Below are 19,895 nucleotides of genomic sequence, written 5' to 3'. Positions count from 1 at the left end.
CCGGCATCACGAAGAATGCGACTGTGGTGTTAGCAAAGGGGCGAATGATCCGCGTCCTCTCTCCTTCGCGCATTATGCGCCCGTTTGCCGCAACCGCTGCTCCCCCACAGCGGTTGCGTTCCTTCTCGAATGCTGTAAACATGAGTATTAAAGTCTAGAATAATTCTAAACAATTGAAATCTAATAAGATTTTAAACTTGAGTAATTGACTCCAGATGGATTTTCTGGCTTTTATGCATGGTGCAAATTCACAACCTTTGATGTCTGGGCCTTGAACCCTTTCGATTGGAGGACCCTATGATTGGTCTCGGCGAATGCCGGTCCGCAAATGTCGACGGCCTGCCCTGGCAGCTCAGTCTCTTGCCGACCGGATATTGCAATGTGCGGGGGGAAACCGAACGTCCCTCGGTAAAAGTGCAGGGTTCACGCCCCGCATGCATGTCTTCATTCCGTAGCTTCTACGGGAGGCGGACATGAATATGCGCATATCCCAACTGAACGGCGCCAACACTGCGGGCTATTTCGATCGCCTGCCGGAAAAGCTGGTGCTGGAAGGTTATCGCCGCTGGACTGCGGGTTTCGAGACAGGCTCGATCATCCCGTGGGAAATGACCTGGGGCCTCTATTCGGAAGTGCTTGGGCCTTCGGAAGCAAAACGCGCGGTAGGCGAGCTGTCGCATTTCATCCGCGTGCTGCGCCATTGCGCCAGCTGCCAGTTGCGTGCTTTCCCTTTCGACTCGCACCATGTCTGCCGCGAGGAATGCCTGACGCTGGGGCTGATTTCCGGCATCCAGAATCAGGACGCGCTGCTGCTTGATACCTGCCTTGAAGCCATTGCCTGTCATCGCCGCTGCGACGATGTGGCAGGGGCTGCCCGCAATTTTGCCGACACGCTGGCTGATTTCGGCCAGACTTTGTTGCCAATACCGATCCATGCCATCGACAGCGCTTTGAATTTTACGCCGCGCGCGACTTTTCACTGATTGACCCAAGATCGATCCTTGGCCGGAAAGTCCCAGCGTTTTGCGAATGAATGTGATTCCAGATTTCAAGTCGCCGTCACCCGGCGCAAGGAGATAGAAATGCAGGCCAGAACCGAACGACGCCTCGGCATTGCCGCCGCCCTCGTCCTGACCGCAGGAGCGTTTGTCATGCCGGGCGTATCCACCCAGATCGTGCAGAACGATGTGGTGCCGCAGAGCCAGATTCATATGGCCTCGGCAGAAAACCTGCGCGCCGAGCTGCGCCATTTCGTCAATCTCGGCGAAGCCATGCCGAAGTCGGTGCGCTACGAGTAATCGTATCGAACCTGATACAAAAAGGCCGCGCCAGATCTGGCGTGGCCTTTTTATTTGCAGCAGAAACGCTTCAATTTCCAACAGACGCTGATGCGCCGTGCGACCGTTGAGATTTCGGTTATGACGAGCCGAAAATGGTGGAGTGCGAGCACTGGAAGCGCAGCACAACGCCATTTGCAGGCCGTCAGAGCCGGAATTCCTCCGGTCCGGTTATCCGACGATGATCGGAGCCTTGCCCTGTACGCGGTTATAGAGATCGATGATGTCCTGGTTCATCAGGCGGATACAGCCGGATGACATGGACTGGCCGATCGACCACCATTCCGGCGAGCCGTGGATGCGATAACCGGTGTCCTGCCCATTCTGGAAAATGTAGAGCGCGCGCGCACCCAGCGGATTTTGCGGGCCGGGTTCCTGACCGTTACGATATTTTGCCAGTTCCGGCTTGCGCTGGATCATTTCCGGTGGAGGCGTCCAGACCGGCCATTGCTTCTTGTACTGGACATTGGCGGTGCCCGACCACTCAAAGCCCGCCTTGCCGATCCCGATGCCGTAGCGCAGCGCTTCTCCGCCCGGCAGAACGTAATAGAGAAGATGGTCCTTGAGGCTGACAACAATCGTTCCCGGCGCCTGCCCTGTCGGGTCCGGCACGATCTGACGGCGGAATTGCTTCGGCACCTTCTCGTATGGAATTGCGGGCAGTGAATACGGCCCTTCCTGCACGGCGGCGTACATGACATCCGGCGTCGTGATATCGCGGTCGACGCTGATCTGCGGACGCATCGGCGTAATCCCGCCCGTCGACATCGGGTCGACATTCATCTGGAAGGCCGACATATCCATCGTTTGGTTACAACCGGCAGCACCGGTGAGGAGGACGGCACCGGTGCCGAAAAGGAAGCGGCGGCGGCTCAGATCGTCAATGAACTTGGTCATGCAAATTACCCGGACAGAAGGGTTGAAACACAGCCGTCAAGCGACCGCCATACTCAACAGCAATTTGCGTTCTTATGGTTGAAGAACGGTTAAACAACTCGCGCAAACGTGTCTGAAAATTCCGTTTGAAAGCATAAATTGCAGTGAATGTAAAAATTCAATCGATTTAAGTTTCATGGCAAATGCGACGAACGTATGTATCTCATGGCTATTTGATGGCGAAAATGTGGCTTTGCCTCAAAACCGCTATTCTGAATTGTAGCCGGATAGCAAAAGGCCGGGTCATGAAACCCGGCCTTGATTGCCTTCAATATTTTGCGGCGATCAATAATCTTTTTCGTAGAAGATACCGCCGCTGGAATCGCCTTCCGCTCCCAGTGAACCCTTGGCTTTCAGGTTACGGGTGATGTCGAGATTGACGGTGCCCTTGGTTGAGCCGCCTGAACCCGCTTCCACGCCCAGATAGATATTGTCGCGGATATAGCGACCGGCACGAACTGCTGTCTGGCCCTTGTCATCCGTCACGACATCAAGATCGTCGAGACCTGTCCCGGCGCGCAGCTTGTTCATGAGCGAGTTGTTGGAGCCGCCCGCAAGTTCGGCGGCGGCAGCGGCAAGCTGTGCGATCTGGAAGGCCGACAACTCGCCGATTGAGCGCTTGAAGATCAACTGCGCCAGCACTTCATCCTGCGGCAATTCCGGCGTCGACGAGAATTTTATGTCGAGATTATCAACCGTACCCGTCACCGTCACGATTGCAGTGATTTCATTGCCTTCCGAACGGGCGACGAAGTTGAGCTGCGGATTAAGATCGCCCACCAGCGTGACATTGCCTTCATCGAAGGTAATGCGCTGCCCGAGAATACCGATGCGGCCGCGGATCATGTCGAACGCGCCGACCGGCTTGATATCGGTCACAGGCCCGGTCAGGCGAAGACGTCCGCCCAGCTCCGTATCGAGGCCGCGACCGCGCACGAAAATCTGGTTGGGCGCATTGATGACAACGTCGAGGCGCGGCACGGTCGGACGCGCTGTCGGCGTCGGCACTTTGCTGCGACGCGTTTCGACCTTGGCGCGATCAAGCGTCACCTGAACGTTCTTAGGCGTGTTCTTGTGGCGAACCGGAACATAGGCTGCGCCGCCGCCCAGATTTTCCGGCACCGAGATTTCTGCCCTGTCGACATCGATGCGGCCTGAAATCAAAGGATCTCGCATCAGCGGCCCGCTGATCGTGATCCCGCCGTCGACGGTCGCCACAACCAGCTTGCCGTCGGCATAGCGGGCACGATTGAGCTTGATCTCGATATTGGCCGGGAAACTCGCTTCGGCATTGGTCGAGATCGTACCGCTGGCAGAAACCGATCCGCCGCTGCCGAGCGCGGCATTGACCTGACGCAGCGTGACGGTTTCGCCATCCAGGCTGCCCATGACATTGATATTGTTCAGGCGAACATTGGTGTCCGGATCGACAAAGGTTGCGCCATTGGTGGAGAACATGCCGCGCAACTGCGGACGGTTGAAGCCGCCCGAAACGCTGGCCGTCAGCGTCAGCGTACCGTTTACCTGCGCACCGCGATCGGCCAGGAAGCGGTTGGCGAGCGCCAGCGGAATGCTACCATTGACATTGACTCCAAGCCCCTGCCCCGAGAACGGAACCTTGCCATTGGCGGTGACATTGAGGCCGCGCGGACCGTCGACGGTCAGCGACGAGAAGTCGATAGCCATGGCCGCATAGCTGCCTGCAGCTTGCAGGGTGAGCGGCGCAAGTCCGTTATCGCGCAGCGGCTTGGCCGCAAGGCCTGTACCGCGCAGATTGAAGATTGCCGCAGGATTGGTGAGGGGGCCCGTGACACGCGCCGTTCCGGTCACATTGCCCGCGAGATCCTGTCCCTTGACCGCACCGTTCAATGCCGTCAGCGGAAGATTGGCGAGATTGACGTCAATGGCCAGATCGCCCTTACTGAGCGGCACACCACCATTGGCGCGGACATCGATGCCGCCCCCTCCGGTTACATGCGCATCGACATTGAGCCGATTATTGGCCGAGGTGCCCTTGGCATCGGCATTGAGAGCCGCAATGCCCTGCTTTTTGAGCTCCGCGGCCGTCACGCCTCGCGCCGCCATGTCGAAAGCGACATTGGGTGCTTCTTTCGTGCCGGTGATGCGGGCTGTGCCGTTGACCGTGCCGCCAAGCCCCAGTTCCGGCTTGAACGTATTGGCCAGAGCCAGCGGCAGATTGGAAAGGGCGACCGAAAGATCGAGACGACCATCGACCACGCCATTCACCTTGACCTGCCCCGCGCTGGCATCTGCGCCCGTATTGATGATGATATCCCCGAAGGAGATTTCCTCGCCCTTCATGGAAATGGTGGCGGGCGCGGCCAGATTGGCGCTGAGTGTGCCCTGCTTCACATGGGCCGAAGCCAGTCCCAGTTCAAAACCGCCATTTTTCGGCTCAAGCGAACCGGCAGCGCTGGCGACTGTGCCGATTTTCAACTTGGTATTGGCAGTAAAATCGGTTTTCGACCCGGTTGCATTGGCCTTGGCATCGAAGCTGTCGATGCCGAAAGTGCCGACCATTATGTCGCGCGCCGCAGCATTGCCGTCCACCACCGGCACGCCGAACAGGTCCTTTGCCGTCAGGGCAATATCAGCCGAGGTGATACGATTGCCATTGACCTTGATGTCCTTGGCATTGGCAGTGACCGATGCATTCTGGCGACCGTCATTGGCGTCGAGCGTGATATCAGCATTGGCCGCACCGGTCGCCTCCGCCAGCGCCAGGGCTGCTGCCGTGGAAATATCCGGCGCATCGAGCTTCAGCGCGCCGGTCAGGAGACCTTTCGCGGTCTGGGTGACATTGCCCGAAAGATGCGCACCGCCTGCATTGAAGACGAGGTCGGTCAGACGCTTCTCGTCATTGACGATGTCGATGAGCGTTCCAAGATCAACACGCTGGCCATTAAGGAATGCACTGCCAGCAAGCTTGCCGGAAAGGGCAGCACCTGTCTTTGCATTTCCGTCGAGCATGGCATTGAAATCGAGACCGCCTTCGGAAAGCTTGCGACCGGCCAGAGTGCCCTCCGGCGCATCGGCGCGCAGCGCCAGCGCAATCAGCTTGTCGTCGCCGCGCGCACTGCCCTTGACGGTCATCCGCCCCGATGCCTGATCGGAAAGAAGCTTCAGATCGGACAGCATGACGCCGAAGTCGAAACTTGCCTTGTCGGATGCAAAGGAACCATTGGCAGTGATTTCGCTCAGCTCATTGCCGATACGGAAATCACGCGCCGAAAACCCTTCGCTGCTGCGGCCAAGCGCGCCGCTGAGATTGACGGCACCATCGAGAATGCGGTCGACTGCTTCCGTGCCGGTGCGCATGTTCTGTGCTGTGCCGTTAAGGTCGAGCTGGAATGCACCGCTAACCGGGCGAACAATGCCCTTGGCGTTGACATCGATGCTGCCTGCAAGGTCACGGTCAGCCAGAGCGCCGAACGGCGCAAGGCTTGCAATCTTGGCGGCGATATCGCCATTGAAGGCAAAGTCGTCGATATTACCCTTGAGATCGAGGCTGAGACCGTTACCGGCAATATTGGCTTGCGCCAGCTCGACCGGCGAGCCGGCGCGCCATGCGCCATCGATGGCGAGCGCAATCTTGCTGCCAAGCGCCTCGGCAATTTCCGCCCGTTCTGCCGAAATGCCATCCATCCCGCCATTGACCTTGAAGGTGATATGGCGATTGGCGGCATCGCTCAGGTTCTCGGCAACGCCGCCCATATCGAGCGCGATGCTGTCGGCGGAAATCGTTGCGTTCTTGAGACCGGCAATGGCAAGCGTTCCCGTCCAGTCATTGGTCGGGCGATCACCGTAAGCGACCTGGAACTTTGCATTGTCGATATAGGTTTCAGCGCCCTTGACCGGCAGGAGGACGCGGCCCTTGCTCTCATCGGCAATGGAGGCATCGATGCGCAGCTTGTTCAGGAAGCGGTCATTGCCGGTTTCGGCAGAAGCCTTCAGTTTCAAGGCAGCGCTGTTCAGCGCCAGATCATCAAGGCGGAAGCCGCCTGCATCCTTCAGGAAGCCATCCGCCGACAGTACGGTTTCGGCACCGAAGAAATCGCGGAATACAGGCGGTACAAGAACCGCGATCGGACCGTTGAAACGGGCAGAGAAAACACGTCCGCCATCGGGCGCCTGACCTTGCCGGTTGAGCGCGAATTCGCCTGTCAACGTGCGGCTACCGTTGGTGTCGAGCGCAAGATCGACCTTCAACTCGTCAAGCGGACCGGCGCCTTTCAAAGTAAGATCGACCGGAGGACGACCATCGATGTTCAACAGGTTGGCGACGATGCCGTTAGCCGGTTCCGAGACTTTAAGGTCGAGATCGACCTTCTGGTCAGAATTGGCATAGGCCGCGCGAAGGGCAAAATTTCCGCCGGGACCGTCGAGACGCTTGATGTCGAAATTTGAATCGAGCGAACCATCGGCAAGCGACAGGCTGCCATTGGCGGATACTTCCGATTCGAGACCGAAAATATCCGGCCCGAAATGCAGGCGCGCAATGGCAAGCTGATCGAGACTGATTGAAATCGGCAGTTCCGGCAGGCTGAACGTGGACGATTCCGGCGACGGCAGGCTGTTGTCAGGCAACGGCTTGCGAATGATGTCGATACGCTCGGCAGCAAGCGACTGGATGCTGAGACGACCAACAAGAAGTGCGGTACGGCTCCAGTTCAGCTTGGCATTCTCGATGCGCAGCCAGACGCCTTCGCGGTCGGCAATGGTGATTGAGCCGACGGTTGCTTCCGAAGACAGAACGCCACTGATGCCGGAAATGGAAATGCGGCGGTTCGGCGCAGAAAGCTGGCTTTCCACGAAGGACAGGAAATAGGATTTCTCTTCTTCTGCTGGTGCTTCCGCCTGTTCCTGTCCAGAGGCCTGATCTTGAGCCTGAGCGGGAACTTGAGCTTGAGCCTGCAACTGTTTCTGCTGTTCCGGCCAGCCGAAGATGACTGCCGTGACGGCGAAAGCGACGAAGGCGATGATTGCGAGAAATCTGGTCAAAACGCCTGTCCTATACCTACGTACAAGCCATAGCTCGGGTCACCCGAGCGGCGGTTGAGCGGAACGGCGACATCAAGGCGGATCGGTCCGAGACCGGTCAGATAGCGCAGACCGCCACCGACGCCGACACGCATCTGTTCCGAGAAATCGGGGAACGATTTTTCGCCCACATAACCGGCATCGACGAATGCCACCGCGCCGATGGAATCGGTGATGCGGGTGCGCACTTCGCCATTGGCCTCGACAAGCGAGCGCCCGCCGATGATCTCGCCATTGCCCGCGCTGACGCCGATATTGCGATAGCCATAGCCGCGAACCGAGCCGCCGCCACCTGCCAGGAAGAGCTGGCTCGGCGGCAGGTCCTCGATGGACGCGCCGACGATCGAACCGAACTTGAGACGGCCTGCGAGGATCACGCGATCCTTTTCGCCAAAGCCGTAATAGGTGCGGCCTTCGGCGGTGAAACGGGTGGCGAAATTGCCGTACTGGAATTCGTAGAAGGGCTGGATATTGCCTTCCAGATAGAAGCCCGAACTCGGATCCGGCTTGTTGTTGCGGCTGTCATAAAGAAGATTGCCCTCAAGACCCGCCGTCGTGAAGCTGCGCGAGCCGAAGACGTCATCGTCGAAATGACCCTGGCTCGCCTTGGCATAGAGCGCGCCTGACAGCTCGTCGCTGAATATCTGCGTGAAGCCGGTCTTCGCATTGACCGATGTTTCGGTATAAGCATCCAGCACTTCGCGCTTGGCATCAAGCGAGGCGACAAAATCCGTATCCGGTGTATAGACGCCCGGCTTCGTGAAGCTCGTACCCAGAAGATAGGTAAAGTTCTTCGGATCGAAGGAATTGTCCTGCGTGCCGCCGATACCGCTGACCTTGGCATCGAAACGCAGGCGCTCGCCGCGTCCGAACAGGTTGCGGTGCATCCAGTAGCCGGTCAGGCCGAAACCATCGATGGTCGAATATTCGGCACCGAAGCCGAAGCGGCGCGGCTTGCGCTCCTGCACGTTGAGCGTCATCGGCAGGCTGCCGTCCGGCTCGATCTTTTCGGCTTCCTCGAAGCTCATGGCGCGGAACACTTCCATACGACCGAGACGCTTCTTGGCTTTCTCGATATCGTCGGGATCGTATTCCTGGCCTTCTTTCAGCCCGGTCATCCAGGCCACGAATTGCGGGTCCATGCGCGCGGTTCCAACGACGCTGACCGGGCCATAATGCGCCTTCTGGCCGGGATCGAGCGAAACATCGGCGGAAACCCGGTTGTCGGCATGGTCCGCGACGATATCCTCATCGGTAACCCGCGCCTTGGCATAGCCTTGCTGGCGCCACGCCTCAACGGCAAGGCGCTCCGCCTTGATGACCGTGCCCGAACGCGCCACCTGTCCCGGCGCGAAGCCCGCATCTTCGGGCGACTGCACGTGATCGCGCTTGTCGACCGGCGGTGGCGCAATATTGGAAATGGCCGTGCGCGAGAACAGAAATTGCGGGCCGGGGTCAACCGAAATCGCGACCTTCGCATCATTGGGGATTTCCGCGTCGGGCGGAATGTCGTTCGCCTCGCGGCCATCGACTTGAATAGAAATCGTACCGCCATAGCGGCCTTCGCCATAGAGCGCGGCCAGAATGCGGCGATAATCGCCGCGCGCCTTGGCCAGCAGTCCGGCGGAGCCCGAAGCTGGTCTCTCGGCATCCGAAACGAGGCCTGAAGCGCCTTCAATGGTGGATTTCAGATCGGCTTCCGTGCCGTCCGCATTCTTGCGGTCGCCCGTGGTCGTGACCTCGACGGAGTAGGTCTTCGGGTCGATGATGTCAGGATCTTCCTTCTTGTCCTCGCCCCACAGACGAACACCAAAGATCTCGAACGCCAAAGCAGGCGACACGATGAAAGAGGAAAATTGAGCCGCCAGCAAAAGCACGGCGATGCCCCTTCCCTGTATCGTCCTGTTACTCCAAGTCATACGCGCTACTGTCCGGTTCCTGTCTATGCGGTCGCCTGGCGGCGTCCCGTTCATTACCCCCAAGCCCAGGACGATTCAGGGATTACCATAGGGAGAACGGAAGTCCAAGCAACAACGCTAGATATGGACCATTTCAGTCAATGGAGTATTAACGTTACCACACCATTGCAACTTCCCGCGCAGATTGAAGCGCTTTGTGCTCGCATTCCGCATTGATTGCAGGGCGCGATCAGAAAATTGTAACAGCTCGCCGGCGGGGTGCTGCCGGCGAGCTGTCCATCAGGCCATTGGGAGGAGGGAGAACGACCTGATCAAAATAAGTTCTGGCACAAACACACCGGATGCCGTCAGCGGCCAGCGTGCATCGGGCGCATATTTCCGAAATGGAAACCGCCGCCGCCCATACCACCGCCGCCAAAGCCGCGGTTGAAACCACCAAAGCGGGTCGGAGACATCACCGGACCGGGACCCCAGTTGCGACGTATCTGGCCCTGCGGCCATCCACGGCCGCCCCAGTTGCCGCCGCCGTTCCAGCGCGGGCCATGGCCCCAGCGCGGATTCCAGCCGCCGCGATTGGACTGGCAATTGCGGCCAATGCAGCCATTGACGTAGTTCGGTCCGCCGCGCCAGCCTGGACCCCAACCACCGCCCCAGCCGGGACCCCAATAGCCGCCGGTCGCCCAGCCGATACCAAGTCCGAGGCCGAAGCCGTCATCATAACCGTCATTATTGACGATCACCGTGGTGCTGGACGGCGCGGCATAAGCGGGGCCGCTATAGGCGCCGAAACGCACATAACGCGCTGAGACCCAGCCAACACGGCTCCCGTTATAGATCTGGCACCAGCCATTGCGGCAGGAACCGGCATTGACCGTCGCACCGGCAGGGAGCGCGGCAAGCCGTCCGTAATTGGAACCGGGGCCCGAACGGACATTGACCGAAGCGGAGACATAGGCTGTTGCAGCGGAAGCAATAGCGGGCGTGAACAGGGTTGCGGCAATAACAGCCGCACCAAGAATACGATTATTAGTAAGCATTCCCTTAAATAAAGACATCGCATCTTCTCCAGATTAGCGATCGAACAGACACGCAATAAGTATCCAACACGAGCTAATCTATGTTGATATAGCACACTATGCAAACAACATGCGCAATAATGGTAAATTTAGGGCGTATATTATTATTTTCTACACTTCGATATTGATTGCAATCATCTTTATTTTACAAAATACAACGTCTCACTTACAGCAAGTTGATTAAAATTTTACAGGAAATGTTACTCTCACCTCTTTGACAGACAGTCAAAAAGAAAGGCGTCCCGGAGGGAACCGGGACGCCACGCGGCTTTGGGGGGAGAGAGGGAGGATAAAGCCGCGATCACGGGCCGTCAGGCCAGTTGTTTTGCGAGGCTCACAGATGCATTCCCTGCAGCGTTGTGGTGCAGGGAATGTGCTTGACGAGCCTTTTTTTAGCAGGGCGCTAAGATGCTAGCGCTATCCGCGCCCTGAAAATGCTCTATCGCCGCACGGGCTTAACAAGTCTCGATGAGTCAAACTCAACGAGACCTGATATTACGGCAGATTACGCACGTCTTCCGGCGACATGTACATCGGCATCATATTGGTATCGAGGTGATGCATGACCCAGATGGAGCCGGCAAGAACGATAGCCAGAATGATGACCGTGAAGATGAGTGCCAGAATATTCCAGCCGCCTTCCGACTTCGGATCGAGGTGCAGGAAGTAAACCAGATGCACCAAAATCTGGACGACGGCGATACCGAGCACAATGGCTGCGGTGGTTCCCGGCGTGAAGTAGCCGTTCATGGCCAGCATGAATGGAACGACGGTGAGAACAACTGCCAGCACGAAGCCGATCAGATAGGTCTTCAGGCTGCCGTGGCTCGCGCCGTGGTCATGTGTTTCGTGTGCAGAGCTCATCACAGTACACCCAACAGATAGACAAGGGTAAAGACGCCGATCCAGATAATATCCAGGAAGTGCCAGAAGAGGCTGAGGCACATCACGCGCGTCTGGTTCTTTTCCGTCAGACCGTCACGCAGAAGCTGGGCCGAAAGCACCAGAATCCAGATCAGGCCCGACGTGATGTGAAGACCGTGGGTTCCCACCAGCGCAAAGAAGGCCGAGAGGAACGCGCTGCGGCCCGGACCCGCACCCTCATGGATCAGGTGATTGAACTCATAGACTTCCATCGCGAGGAAGGCAGCGCCCAGCAGGAAGGTCACACCCAGCCAGAACAGAAGGCCGGCACGGTTCTTCTTGAACATCGACAGCGTGGCCAGACCATAGGTCAGCGACGACACCAGCAGGAGCATGGTTTCGATCAGAACAAAGTTCAGATCGAACAGTTCACGGCCGGTCGGACCGCCCGCAAACTGATGCGCCAGAACGGCATAGGTTGCAAACAGGCCCGAAAAGAGGACGCAGTCGCTCATCAGGTAGATCCAGAAGCCGACCAGCGTGGTCGACCCTGCATCGTGATGGTCCTCATGAGCGGGGTGCTCGTTCCCGCCCGTGAACGGAGCGGTGGTTGAAATGCTTGCGCTCATCGGAATCAGGCCTCCTGAGCAGTCAGTTGCCGGGTACGGAGGTCTTCGACTTCCTGCACCTCTTCGGCCGAGACGTAAAAGTCTCTGTCATTATTGAAGGAGTGAGCGATGGCAACGGCCAGCACAGCGACGGCGGAGGCGATTGCCAGCCACCAGATGTGCCACACCAGGGCAAAGCCGAGCGGAATGTTCAGAATGCCGATGATGAAGCCGGTGCCGGTGTTCTTCGGCATGTGGATGCGCGCGAACTTTTCGGTGCGGCGCACATAGCCGTTCTGCTTCATGTCCCACCAGCCGTCATGATCGCGCACATGCGGAACTTCGGCGAAGTTGTAGAAGGCAGGCGGCGAAGCCAGCGACCATTCCAGCGTACGGCCCGTACCCCAGCTGTCGCCATTGTTGTCGCGCAGCTTTTCGCGGTCGCGGATCGAAACTGCGATCTGCAGAACCTGGAACACGATACCGCAAAGGATGATCGCAACGCCGATGGCGGCAATGATGAGGTAGATGTGCCATGCCGGGTTTTCGGTGTGGTTCAGACGACGGGTCATGCCCATCAGGCCGAGCACGTAGAGCGGCATGAAGGCCAGGATGAAGCCGACGAGCCAGCACCAGAATGCGTTCTTGCCCAGACGTTCGTTCAGCTTGAAGCCGAAAGCCTTCGGCCACCAGTAGACGAGACCGGCAAAGCAGCCGAACAGCACGCCCGAGATGATCACATTGTGGAAGTGGGCGATCAGGAACACCGAGTTGTGCAGCACGAAATCCGCAGGCGGAACTGCGAGCAGAACGCCCGTCATGCCGCCGATAACGAAGGTGCACATGAAGCCGATGGTCCACATGACCGGCGTTTCCATGCGAACGCGGCCCTTATACATGGTGAAGAGCCAGTTGAAGACCTTCGCCCCTGTCGGGATCGAAATGATCATGGTTGCCACGCCGAAGAAGGCGTTGACGTTGGCACCGCCACCCATGGTGAAGAAGTGGTGGACCCAGACCAGGAACGACAGAACCGTGATGGCCACAGTGGCGTAAACCATCGACTTGTAGCCGAACAGGCGCTTGCCGGAGAAGGTTGCCACGATTTCCGAGAAGATGCCGAAGCACGGCAGAACCAGAATGTAGACTTCCGGGTGACCCCAGATCCAGATGAGGTTCACATACATCATCGGATTGCCACCGGCATCATTGGTGAAGAAGTGGAAATCCAGATAGCGGTCCAGCGAAAGCAGGGCCAGCGTGACGGTGAGGATCGGGAAGGCTGCGACGATCAGCACGTTCGAGCAGAGCGCGGTCCAGGTGAAGACCGGAACCTGCATCATGCCCATGCCGGGCGCGCGCATCTTGATGATGGTGGTGATGAGGTTCACGCCCGAAAGCAGCGTGCCCATACCGGAAATCTGCAAGGCCCAGATATAATAATCCACCCCGACATCCGGGCTGAACTCCTTGCCGGAAAGCGGCGGATAGGCCAGCCAGCCGGTCTTGGCGAATTCGCCGACACCGAGCGAGATGTTGATGAGGATCGCACCGGCAACCGTCAACCAGAAGCTGAGCGAGTTGAGGTACGGGAAAGCCACGTCGCGCGCGCCGATCTGAAGCGGCACGGCGAAGTTCATCAGGCCGACGATGAAGGGCATCGCCACGAAGAAGATCATGATCACGCCATGGGCGGTGAAGATCTGGTCGTAGTGGTGCGGCGGCAGGAAGCCTTCATTGGCGCCGGAGGCGATTGCCTGCTGGGCGCGCATCATGACCGCATCCGAGAAGCCGCGGAACAGCATCACGAGTGCCAGAATGATGTACATCACGCCAATGCGCTTGTGGTCGACGGACGTCAGCCAGTCGTTCCAGAGCGGAGCCCATTTGCGGTAGTAGGTAATGGCTGCAAGAATAGCGAGCGCCCCGCCAGCCACCGCGGCCAAAGTGACCATGATGATTGGCTCGTGATAGGGTATCGCTTCGAGCGTAAGTTTTCCGAACATTTTTTATCACGCTTCGATTTTAGCAATTCCGGGACGGCGCAAGACGGCCATCTTTCCGGAACCGCGTGAAACAAAGGATTGAATGCGGATGGCCGTGACCTCCTGCGAGATCACGGGCCGATCGGCACATCAGTTTTCGAGCTGCGAGAGCCGCTGCGGCTGGACTGCGCAGATGATGTCGCTCGCCCACTGGCTGAAATCGACAGGCGAAGACTTGCGCAGATTGGCGCGCGCTTCGCGGATCATCTGTTGACGATGCATTTCATCGTCGAGGCAGACGGACTTGCCGTCCCAGCAGCGGTTCACGATGTTGTGGAACAGCGCCTGGTCATTATAGGTGAAGAACTGCGGCGGAACCTTCTCGCTCGGCTGAACCAGCGAGGCGTAACGGTCGCGGCTCAGCTCTTCGCCATTCGCCTTGGCCTTCACTTCGGCAACCCACTTGTCGAAGTCGGCCTGATTGTAGGCATGCGCCTTGAAGCGCATCTGGGCAAAACCCTGACCGCTATAGTTGGCGGAGATACCGTCGAACTCGCCAGCATGATTGGCAATCAGATGCAGCTTCGTCTGCATGCTCGGCATGGTGTAGACCTGGCTGCCGAGCTGCGGGATGAAGAAGGAATTCATGATGTTGCTGGAGGTCAGCTTGAAGTTGACCGGCACATCGACCGGCATTGCCATTTCATTGACCGTGGCGATGCCCTGGTCCGGATAGATGAAAAGCCATTTCCAGTCGAGCGCAACAACTTCGACATTGATCGGCTTTGCATTCGATTCCAGCGGGCGGTACGGATCGAGCTTGTGGGTGGCGACCCAGGTCACGGAGCCCAGAACGACGATGATCGCCAACGGGATGAGCCAGACGGCAAGCTCGATCTTGGTCGAGTGGTGCCAGTCGGGCTGGTAATCCGCCTTCTCATTCGAGGCGCGGTACTTCCATGCGAAGTAAAGCGTCATGAAGATGACGGGAAGCACGACGAGCAGCATGATGCCGGTCGCAAAAAGCATGAGATCGCGTTCTGCCATGCCGATTTCCCCTTTCGGGGAAAGCAGGACCTGGTTCTCGCAGCCTGCGAGAAACGCCGTGAGGGCCAAGACGGCGAACGAAACGATCGTCCGGGGGGTGCCGTGTTTCATTTGTCTTTCCATCCTGCGCGCGGAGTGTCATCTCCGGCGCATGCGTCATTTCCTAGTTTTCGGTAAATTCTGAAATTTCCAAAAGTACCGTTATAACGAATAATCCCGTTTGTCACGTGCCTGACGAAAATTGTGCTGGATCGTAATGTCGCGCCCAAAAGCGGGCATTTTGTCTGAACAATCCGGCCAGATCACTGATGCGGGCCATGTTTTGGGCAATGCATAAATGCAATAAATCCATCGGCCCTCTCAAGGGATCGATGTCCTGACCGGCGGTCTGAATGGGTCGCCAGTTGTCAGGTGCGGCGGAGCGAATAGGCCCAAAGGAAAGGGTTTGCAAGATGAAAACCGCCATCTACCCCATGAATAAACGGGATCGTGATGGGAATTTACCGAATTTGACGCGAATTGCGCGCATCCCGGAAAGTGTTAAACGGTTTTCGGACAGCCGCTCCGATCCATGTCCGACGTTTTGTGGCGGCACGATCCTCGGCAAAATAACCCCGGGGCGCAGAGACGGTTTATCTTCCGCGCTGTGTATGCTTATTGAAAATGCGCGAGGGAATTGGGGATAGAAATGATATTTGCCGAAATGCCGCTTGATGAAGCCGAAGGTGCAATTCTCGGCTATGCTATGATGGCAGGTGCGCTCACTTTACGCAAAGGCACAGTTCTCGATGTCCTCAATCTTGCCCTGTTGCGGGAAGCAGGTATCAGCTCGGTTCTGGCTGCGCGCCTGGAAAAGGGCGATATCGGCGAGGATGAGGCCGCACTCGCCATCGGGCGTATGCTTATTTCCGGCGAAGTGGAGATCGGCAGCCCCACAACTGGACGGGTCAACCTGCACGCCCGGAAGAATGGCGTATTTTTGGTAGATGCCGACCGTATTGATGCGGTCAATGCGCATGATGCGCGCATTTCCATCGCGACGCTGCGCAATCATGTGCGGGTGGAAGCCGGACAGATGGTCGCCACAGTCAAGATCATTCCTTTTGCTGTACCGGGGACCCTTTTGCGGGACATCGGCCTCGATGCACGGCCTGCGCTGCGCGTCCATCCCTTCAACGGCGCGCGGATCGGGCTGATCCAGTCGCGCCTTCCCTCGATACGCGAAACGGTTCTTGAGAAGACCCGCGAACTGATGGGAAAGCGGACTACTCGAAATGGCGGGACACTTGTTTGCGAAAAGCGCGTCGCGCACGATCAGGTTGCGCTGGCGGCAGCAATCGCGGAAGTGAGCCGGGCCTGCGATATTATCGTGATTTTCAGCGCATCGGCGGTTGCCGACGAAGCGGATATCGTACCGCAGTCGATCCGCATGTCAGGCGGTGAAATCCTGCGCATCGGCATGCCGGTCGATCCGGGCAATCTGCTGGTCCTGGGCCGGCATGACGGCAAATATATTGTCGCCGCCCCCGGATCGGCCCGCAGCGCCCGCGAAAACAGCCTCGACTGGGTGCTGGATCGCCTGATGGCGGGAATCACACTTTCCGCTGACGATCTTTCCCGCATGGGGGTTGGTGGACTGGTTCTCTAGAACGCGTAGTCGAAAACCAATATGCCCTCGATGCCACCTTCAGCGGCTTCGACGAGGCTTTTGCCAACCTTCGCGTGTTCGGGATGCGGAAGATAGGCGTTCCGCGCCGCGCTATCCGTGAAATCGACGACAAAACCGTGCCGGAAACCCTTTTCGAGATTTTCCGGACTGTTGTTTTCGCCAGCCGTAATGGACAGGATGCCGCCGATCTTGTCCTTGAGCGCCACAACGGCCTGCAGCTTCTCTTCGATCTGCGCGGCTCCGAGTTCGGACCTGAATTTGACGAGAACGATATGGCGTATCATGAACGGTTTCCGTGATTGAAAATGAGATCGCGCGGCCTCCAGAAATGGCAGCAGGCAACCTCTTTCATACGGTATTTATCGAGCGGGGAAAATGCCTCTGTCAGGCGTCGCTGAAACGGAACCGCACCGAAAGCCATTTCGCAATTCCATGCGGTCTCGACTGGAACTCGCCTGACGGCAGTACTCAACGGTTCCAGTTAAAAACGGAGTCGCTGAACCGCTGCAAGTATTTGTTTCGTCGCATTATTCAACGCATCGAAGCGAGATGAGAAGCCAATCCCGTGGACCGGTTCCCGGCACGGACACGACATTCTTTCCGGAAAATACGCCAAAAACGAAAAAGGCCGGGTTGAACCCGACCTTCCGCTTTCACCTGAGTTGCGCCAGTACATCCGTGGTCACGATCCCAAGTGAATTCCCGATACGCATATGGATATAACCCGTCTGCGTTTCAGGAATATGACATTGCGGGCAGTAGCCAGATTGCTCCAAAACCGGTTCAACCCAGCCCTGCCCCGACAGTTTCGACCCACAAACCGTTGCCTGAAACTGCCGTATTCTTGCGTGGGCGCCTGATCACGCCCCATGTAGTCCGCGTTCATCCCGCTTCCGCAGATCGACGCTTGTAATATCCGTTTCCGACGTCTGAAGCTTTGCGCCCAAAGGGCCGCAGAACCTGTCGTCAGGCCGCCATCGGCGTTTCTGCCACATCGGGGTGGTTGTAATTCCACACCTCGATCAGGCATTGCCGCATCAAGTCGAGATCGACCGGACCGATCCGGCTCAGTACAAGATCGAGTTCGTCGGGCTCTACGCCCCTGTTGAGCAACTCAACAATCGCCTCGATCAGAATTCTCTTATCGTCAAATCTGTAGCGCTGCATAAACCTGCTCCGCTATCTGCCCCAGCACATGGTCATAGATTAAACAGTCATGGTTAACCGAAGCTTAAGCCACGAAAAACCAACGCGATGTACTGACACCACAAACTGACGCAGACGCTTGCTCCAAAAATTTTCCGCAAGAACCTGCGGAATGCATTTCAAAAATAACTTAAACAGAAAATTGAAAACCTTGTTTTTCGGACAAGATTAAGTCCAAATCCTAGTATATTTCCCGCGAAAACCAAGAAGAAATTTTCAACTCGCTATATTTTATTATTTGCTTTCGTTCGGATGAGGCCCCTATGTCGTTCTTTCGGAAATACGTCGATTGGTCCTTTACTTATGCCCGGATGGCCGGGCTGGGACTGCTCGTCGGCTCAAGCGTCATGGGCGGCTATCTGTACACGCTGCAATATAAGGGCAACGTCCACACCATCATCGACGGACAGGCCTATCGCTCCAACCAACCTGATCCTGCACGCATCGCATCCCTGCAGAAGCTTTATGGCATCAAAACCATCATCAATCTGCGCGGCCCGGAGCCGGGCTCGAAATGGTATGATGAAGAGATCGCAACAGCGAAAACGCTCGGCATCAAGCATGCCGATTTCGAAATGTCGTCAAGGCGGGAGCTGTCCCCGGCACAGACCAGACAGCTAATCGCCCTGATGCAGAATGCAGAAAAGCCGGTGCTCATCCATTGCAAATCCGGCGCCGACCGCACCGGTCTCGCTGCAGCGCTCTATGTGGCAGCCGTCGCGAAGGGTAGCGAAGGCAAGGCCGAGCGGCAGATGTCCATCGCCTACGGACATTTCGGTTTTCCGCTCAGCCCGACCTACGCGATGGAAAAGACCTTCGAAGCCATCGAGGCGGAACTCGGCTATACCGGTTCCTGACGGTTTTCAGCTCCACAAATGCAAAACGCCGGGGATAACCCCGGCGTTCTTTATTCTAACCACGACAATCTTATTCGAGGCCGACGATCTTGCCGTCATCCCACTTGAAGATGTCGAAGCTTGGCGAGCTAAGGTCGCCGTTTGCGCCATAGGTCAGCGTGCCAATAGCGGTTTCGATAGGCTTGCCATCATGCAGAGCCTTGGCGACGGCAGCAGAATCATCGGTCGAATCGGCGCGTTCGATGCCGGCCTTGATGACTTCCACAGCGGCATAGGCGTTCATGGTGAAGGCTTCAGCCGGGATACCCTTGGCCTTGAGCGCTTCGATAGCATCCTTGGAAGCCGGGTTCTTGGTGGCGTCCTTGGCGTTGGTGAAGAGCGTGCCCTGTGCATTGGTGCCACCGATTGCCCAATATTCGGTGTTGGACAGGCCTTCGCCGCCGAGCACCAGTGCCTGCATGCCAGCGTCATGCAGCTGACGCGACAGGAGGCCGCCTTCGGCATGGTAGCCGCCGAAATAGACGACGTCAGTGCCAGCAGACTTGAGCTTGGTGACGAGCGCGCTGAAATCCTTGTCGCCCGGCGTGACCGAATCGTAATGGACTTCCGTGATGCCGCCCTTGTTGATCGCCGCCTTGAAAGCGTCGGCCAGACCCTTGCCATAGGCACCCTTGTCATGGATCACGGCGACCTTCTTGTCCTTGAAGTTCTTCAGGACATAATCGGCCATGACTTCAGCCTGCTGGTCATCGCGGCCGCAGGTGCGGAACACGTTTTCCAGATTGCGCGCGGTCAGATCCGGGCCGGTGGCGGTCGGGGTGACCATCAGCACACCGTTTTCCGAGAAGACGTCGGAAACAGGGATGGCGACGCCGGTCGTGACCGGGCCGACGACGAACTTGATGCCGTCGCCAACGATCTGGTTGGCGGCGGAAACGCCCTGCTTCGGTTCACCGGCATCGTCGGCAAACTTCAGAACGACTTTCTCGCCCTTGATGCCGCCAGCCTTGTTGATGACTTCAACGGCGGTTTCCGCGCCCTTCTTCACCTGGTCACCGAAAGCAGCGACAGGGCCCGTCAGCGGTGCAACGACGCCGATGGTGATGTCTGCATAAGCGGCGCTGGCAAAGCCGAGTGTAGCTGCGAAAGCCACGCTGGACAGAAGTTTCAGGTTCATTCTTTTTCTCCTTTGTAGGGCAGCGTCCTCCGACGGCCCCGAGACAACCCTTGCCGGTCAAATCTCAGCGCATCTGCGCTGCCGAATTGCCGGGCCCTCCCTTTTGTTCATCACATGATCTCAAAGGGTCAATCCAAAAGCACGCCGCACCGC

At 57.6% G+C, this 19,895-nt stretch carries 17 protein-coding genes; 5 read left to right on the top strand and 12 right to left on the bottom strand.

Features of this window, described 5'->3' with window-relative positions:
* Positions 1-473 precede the first annotated feature (473 nt).
* Complete coding sequence (locus OANT_RS00295; RefSeq protein WP_011982289.1) at positions 474-983, top strand: hypothetical protein; 510 nt, start codon at positions 474-476, stop codon at positions 981-983.
* Between the two features lie 99 nt (positions 984-1,082).
* Positions 1,083-1,298, top strand: a complete 216-nt coding sequence (locus OANT_RS00290) for a hypothetical protein (protein ID WP_011982288.1) — start codon at positions 1,083-1,085, stop codon at positions 1,296-1,298.
* Between the two features lie 210 nt (positions 1,299-1,508).
* Here OANT_RS00290 and OANT_RS00285 read toward each other — a convergent pair whose 3' ends face one another.
* The 9 genes from OANT_RS00285 to OANT_RS26635 all read right to left on the bottom strand — a co-directional run bounded on the left by OANT_RS00285 (position 1,509) and on the right by OANT_RS26635 (position 15,299).
* The gene (locus OANT_RS00285) at positions 1,509-2,234 is read right to left on the bottom strand and encodes a L,D-transpeptidase (RefSeq protein ID WP_010657860.1); all 726 of its coding nucleotides are present in this window, start codon (positions 2,232-2,234) and stop codon (positions 1,509-1,511) included.
* Positions 2,235-2,558: 324 nt separating this feature from the next.
* The gene (locus tag OANT_RS00280) at positions 2,559-7,295 is read right to left on the bottom strand and encodes a translocation/assembly module TamB domain-containing protein (RefSeq protein ID WP_011982287.1); all 4,737 of its coding nucleotides are present in this window, start codon (positions 7,293-7,295) and stop codon (positions 2,559-2,561) included.
* Positions 7,292-9,253 carry an autotransporter assembly complex protein TamA gene (locus OANT_RS00275; protein WP_275982426.1) on the bottom strand — a complete coding sequence of 654 codons (1,962 nt, stop codon included), beginning with the start codon at positions 9,251-9,253 and terminating at the stop codon, positions 7,292-7,294. Before OANT_RS00275 ends, OANT_RS00280 begins: the two co-directional genes overlap by 4 nt.
* Before the next feature lie 347 nt (positions 9,254-9,600).
* Positions 9,601-10,308, bottom strand: coding sequence for an SH3 domain-containing protein (locus OANT_RS00270; RefSeq protein ID WP_011982285.1), 708 nt, complete (start codon positions 10,306-10,308; stop codon positions 9,601-9,603).
* 516 nt (positions 10,309-10,824) lie between these two features.
* A complete protein-coding gene (locus tag OANT_RS00265; RefSeq protein WP_010657856.1) occupies positions 10,825-11,193 on the bottom strand; it encodes a cytochrome o ubiquinol oxidase subunit IV in 369 nt (122 codons plus the stop codon).
* The gene (gene cyoC, locus OANT_RS00260; protein WP_010657855.1) at positions 11,193-11,822 is read right to left on the bottom strand and encodes a cytochrome o ubiquinol oxidase subunit III; all 630 of its coding nucleotides are present in this window, start codon (positions 11,820-11,822) and stop codon (positions 11,193-11,195) included. The genes OANT_RS00265 and cyoC overlap by 1 nt, the downstream gene beginning before the upstream one ends.
* A 5-nt stretch (positions 11,823-11,827) precedes the next feature.
* Positions 11,828-13,807, bottom strand: a complete 1,980-nt coding sequence (gene cyoB, locus OANT_RS00255; RefSeq protein WP_011982284.1) for a cytochrome o ubiquinol oxidase subunit I — start codon at positions 13,805-13,807, stop codon at positions 11,828-11,830.
* Positions 13,808-13,936: 129 nt separating this feature from the next.
* The gene (cyoA, locus tag OANT_RS00250) at positions 13,937-14,944 is read right to left on the bottom strand and encodes a ubiquinol oxidase subunit II (protein ID WP_011982283.1); all 1,008 of its coding nucleotides are present in this window, start codon (positions 14,942-14,944) and stop codon (positions 13,937-13,939) included.
* Positions 14,945-15,056: 112 nt separating this feature from the next.
* Positions 15,057-15,299: a hypothetical protein gene (locus tag OANT_RS26635; RefSeq protein WP_011982282.1), complete on the bottom strand. Its 243-nt coding sequence runs from the start codon at positions 15,297-15,299 to the stop codon at positions 15,057-15,059.
* Between the two features lie 222 nt (positions 15,300-15,521).
* Between OANT_RS26635 and OANT_RS00245 the strand changes: the two genes are divergently transcribed.
* On the top strand, positions 15,522-16,481 hold the full coding sequence (locus OANT_RS00245) for a molybdopterin-binding protein (RefSeq protein ID WP_011982281.1): 960 nt from the start codon (positions 15,522-15,524) through the stop codon (positions 16,479-16,481).
* Here OANT_RS00245 and OANT_RS00240 read toward each other — a convergent pair.
* The gene (locus OANT_RS00240; RefSeq protein WP_011982280.1) at positions 16,478-16,786 is read right to left on the bottom strand and encodes a Dabb family protein; all 309 of its coding nucleotides are present in this window, start codon (positions 16,784-16,786) and stop codon (positions 16,478-16,480) included. The two genes, OANT_RS00245 and OANT_RS00240, sit on opposite strands and share 4 nt — an antisense overlap.
* 11 nt (positions 16,787-16,797) lie before the next feature.
* Here OANT_RS00240 and OANT_RS26235 point away from each other — a divergent pair, with 11 nt between their 5' ends.
* Entirely contained in the window at positions 16,798-17,055 is a 258-nt protein-coding gene (locus tag OANT_RS26235) for a hypothetical protein (protein WP_144243788.1), read from the top strand.
* Between the two features lie 413 nt (positions 17,056-17,468).
* Here the strand turns inward: OANT_RS26235 and OANT_RS00235 are convergent, their stop codons facing one another.
* Positions 17,469-17,669, bottom strand: a complete 201-nt coding sequence (locus OANT_RS00235; protein WP_010657850.1) for a hypothetical protein — start codon at positions 17,667-17,669, stop codon at positions 17,469-17,471.
* A gap of 302 nt (positions 17,670-17,971) precedes the next feature.
* On the opposite strand from OANT_RS00235, the gene OANT_RS00230 reads away from it, so the two are divergent.
* Entirely contained in the window at positions 17,972-18,565 is a 594-nt protein-coding gene (locus OANT_RS00230) for a tyrosine-protein phosphatase (RefSeq protein ID WP_011982279.1), read from the top strand.
* A 70-nt stretch (positions 18,566-18,635) separates the two neighbouring features.
* Here OANT_RS00230 and OANT_RS00225 read toward each other — a convergent pair whose 3' ends face one another.
* Entirely contained in the window at positions 18,636-19,742 is a 1,107-nt protein-coding gene (locus tag OANT_RS00225) for a branched-chain amino acid ABC transporter substrate-binding protein (RefSeq protein WP_010657848.1), read from the bottom strand.
* Positions 19,743-19,895 lie beyond the last annotated feature (153 nt).

This window comes from Brucella anthropi ATCC 49188, assembly GCF_000017405.1.
GTDB classification, from domain to species: Bacteria; Pseudomonadota; Alphaproteobacteria; order Rhizobiales; family Rhizobiaceae; genus Brucella; species Brucella anthropi.
This window is presented reverse-complemented; position numbering and strand designations above follow the sequence as displayed.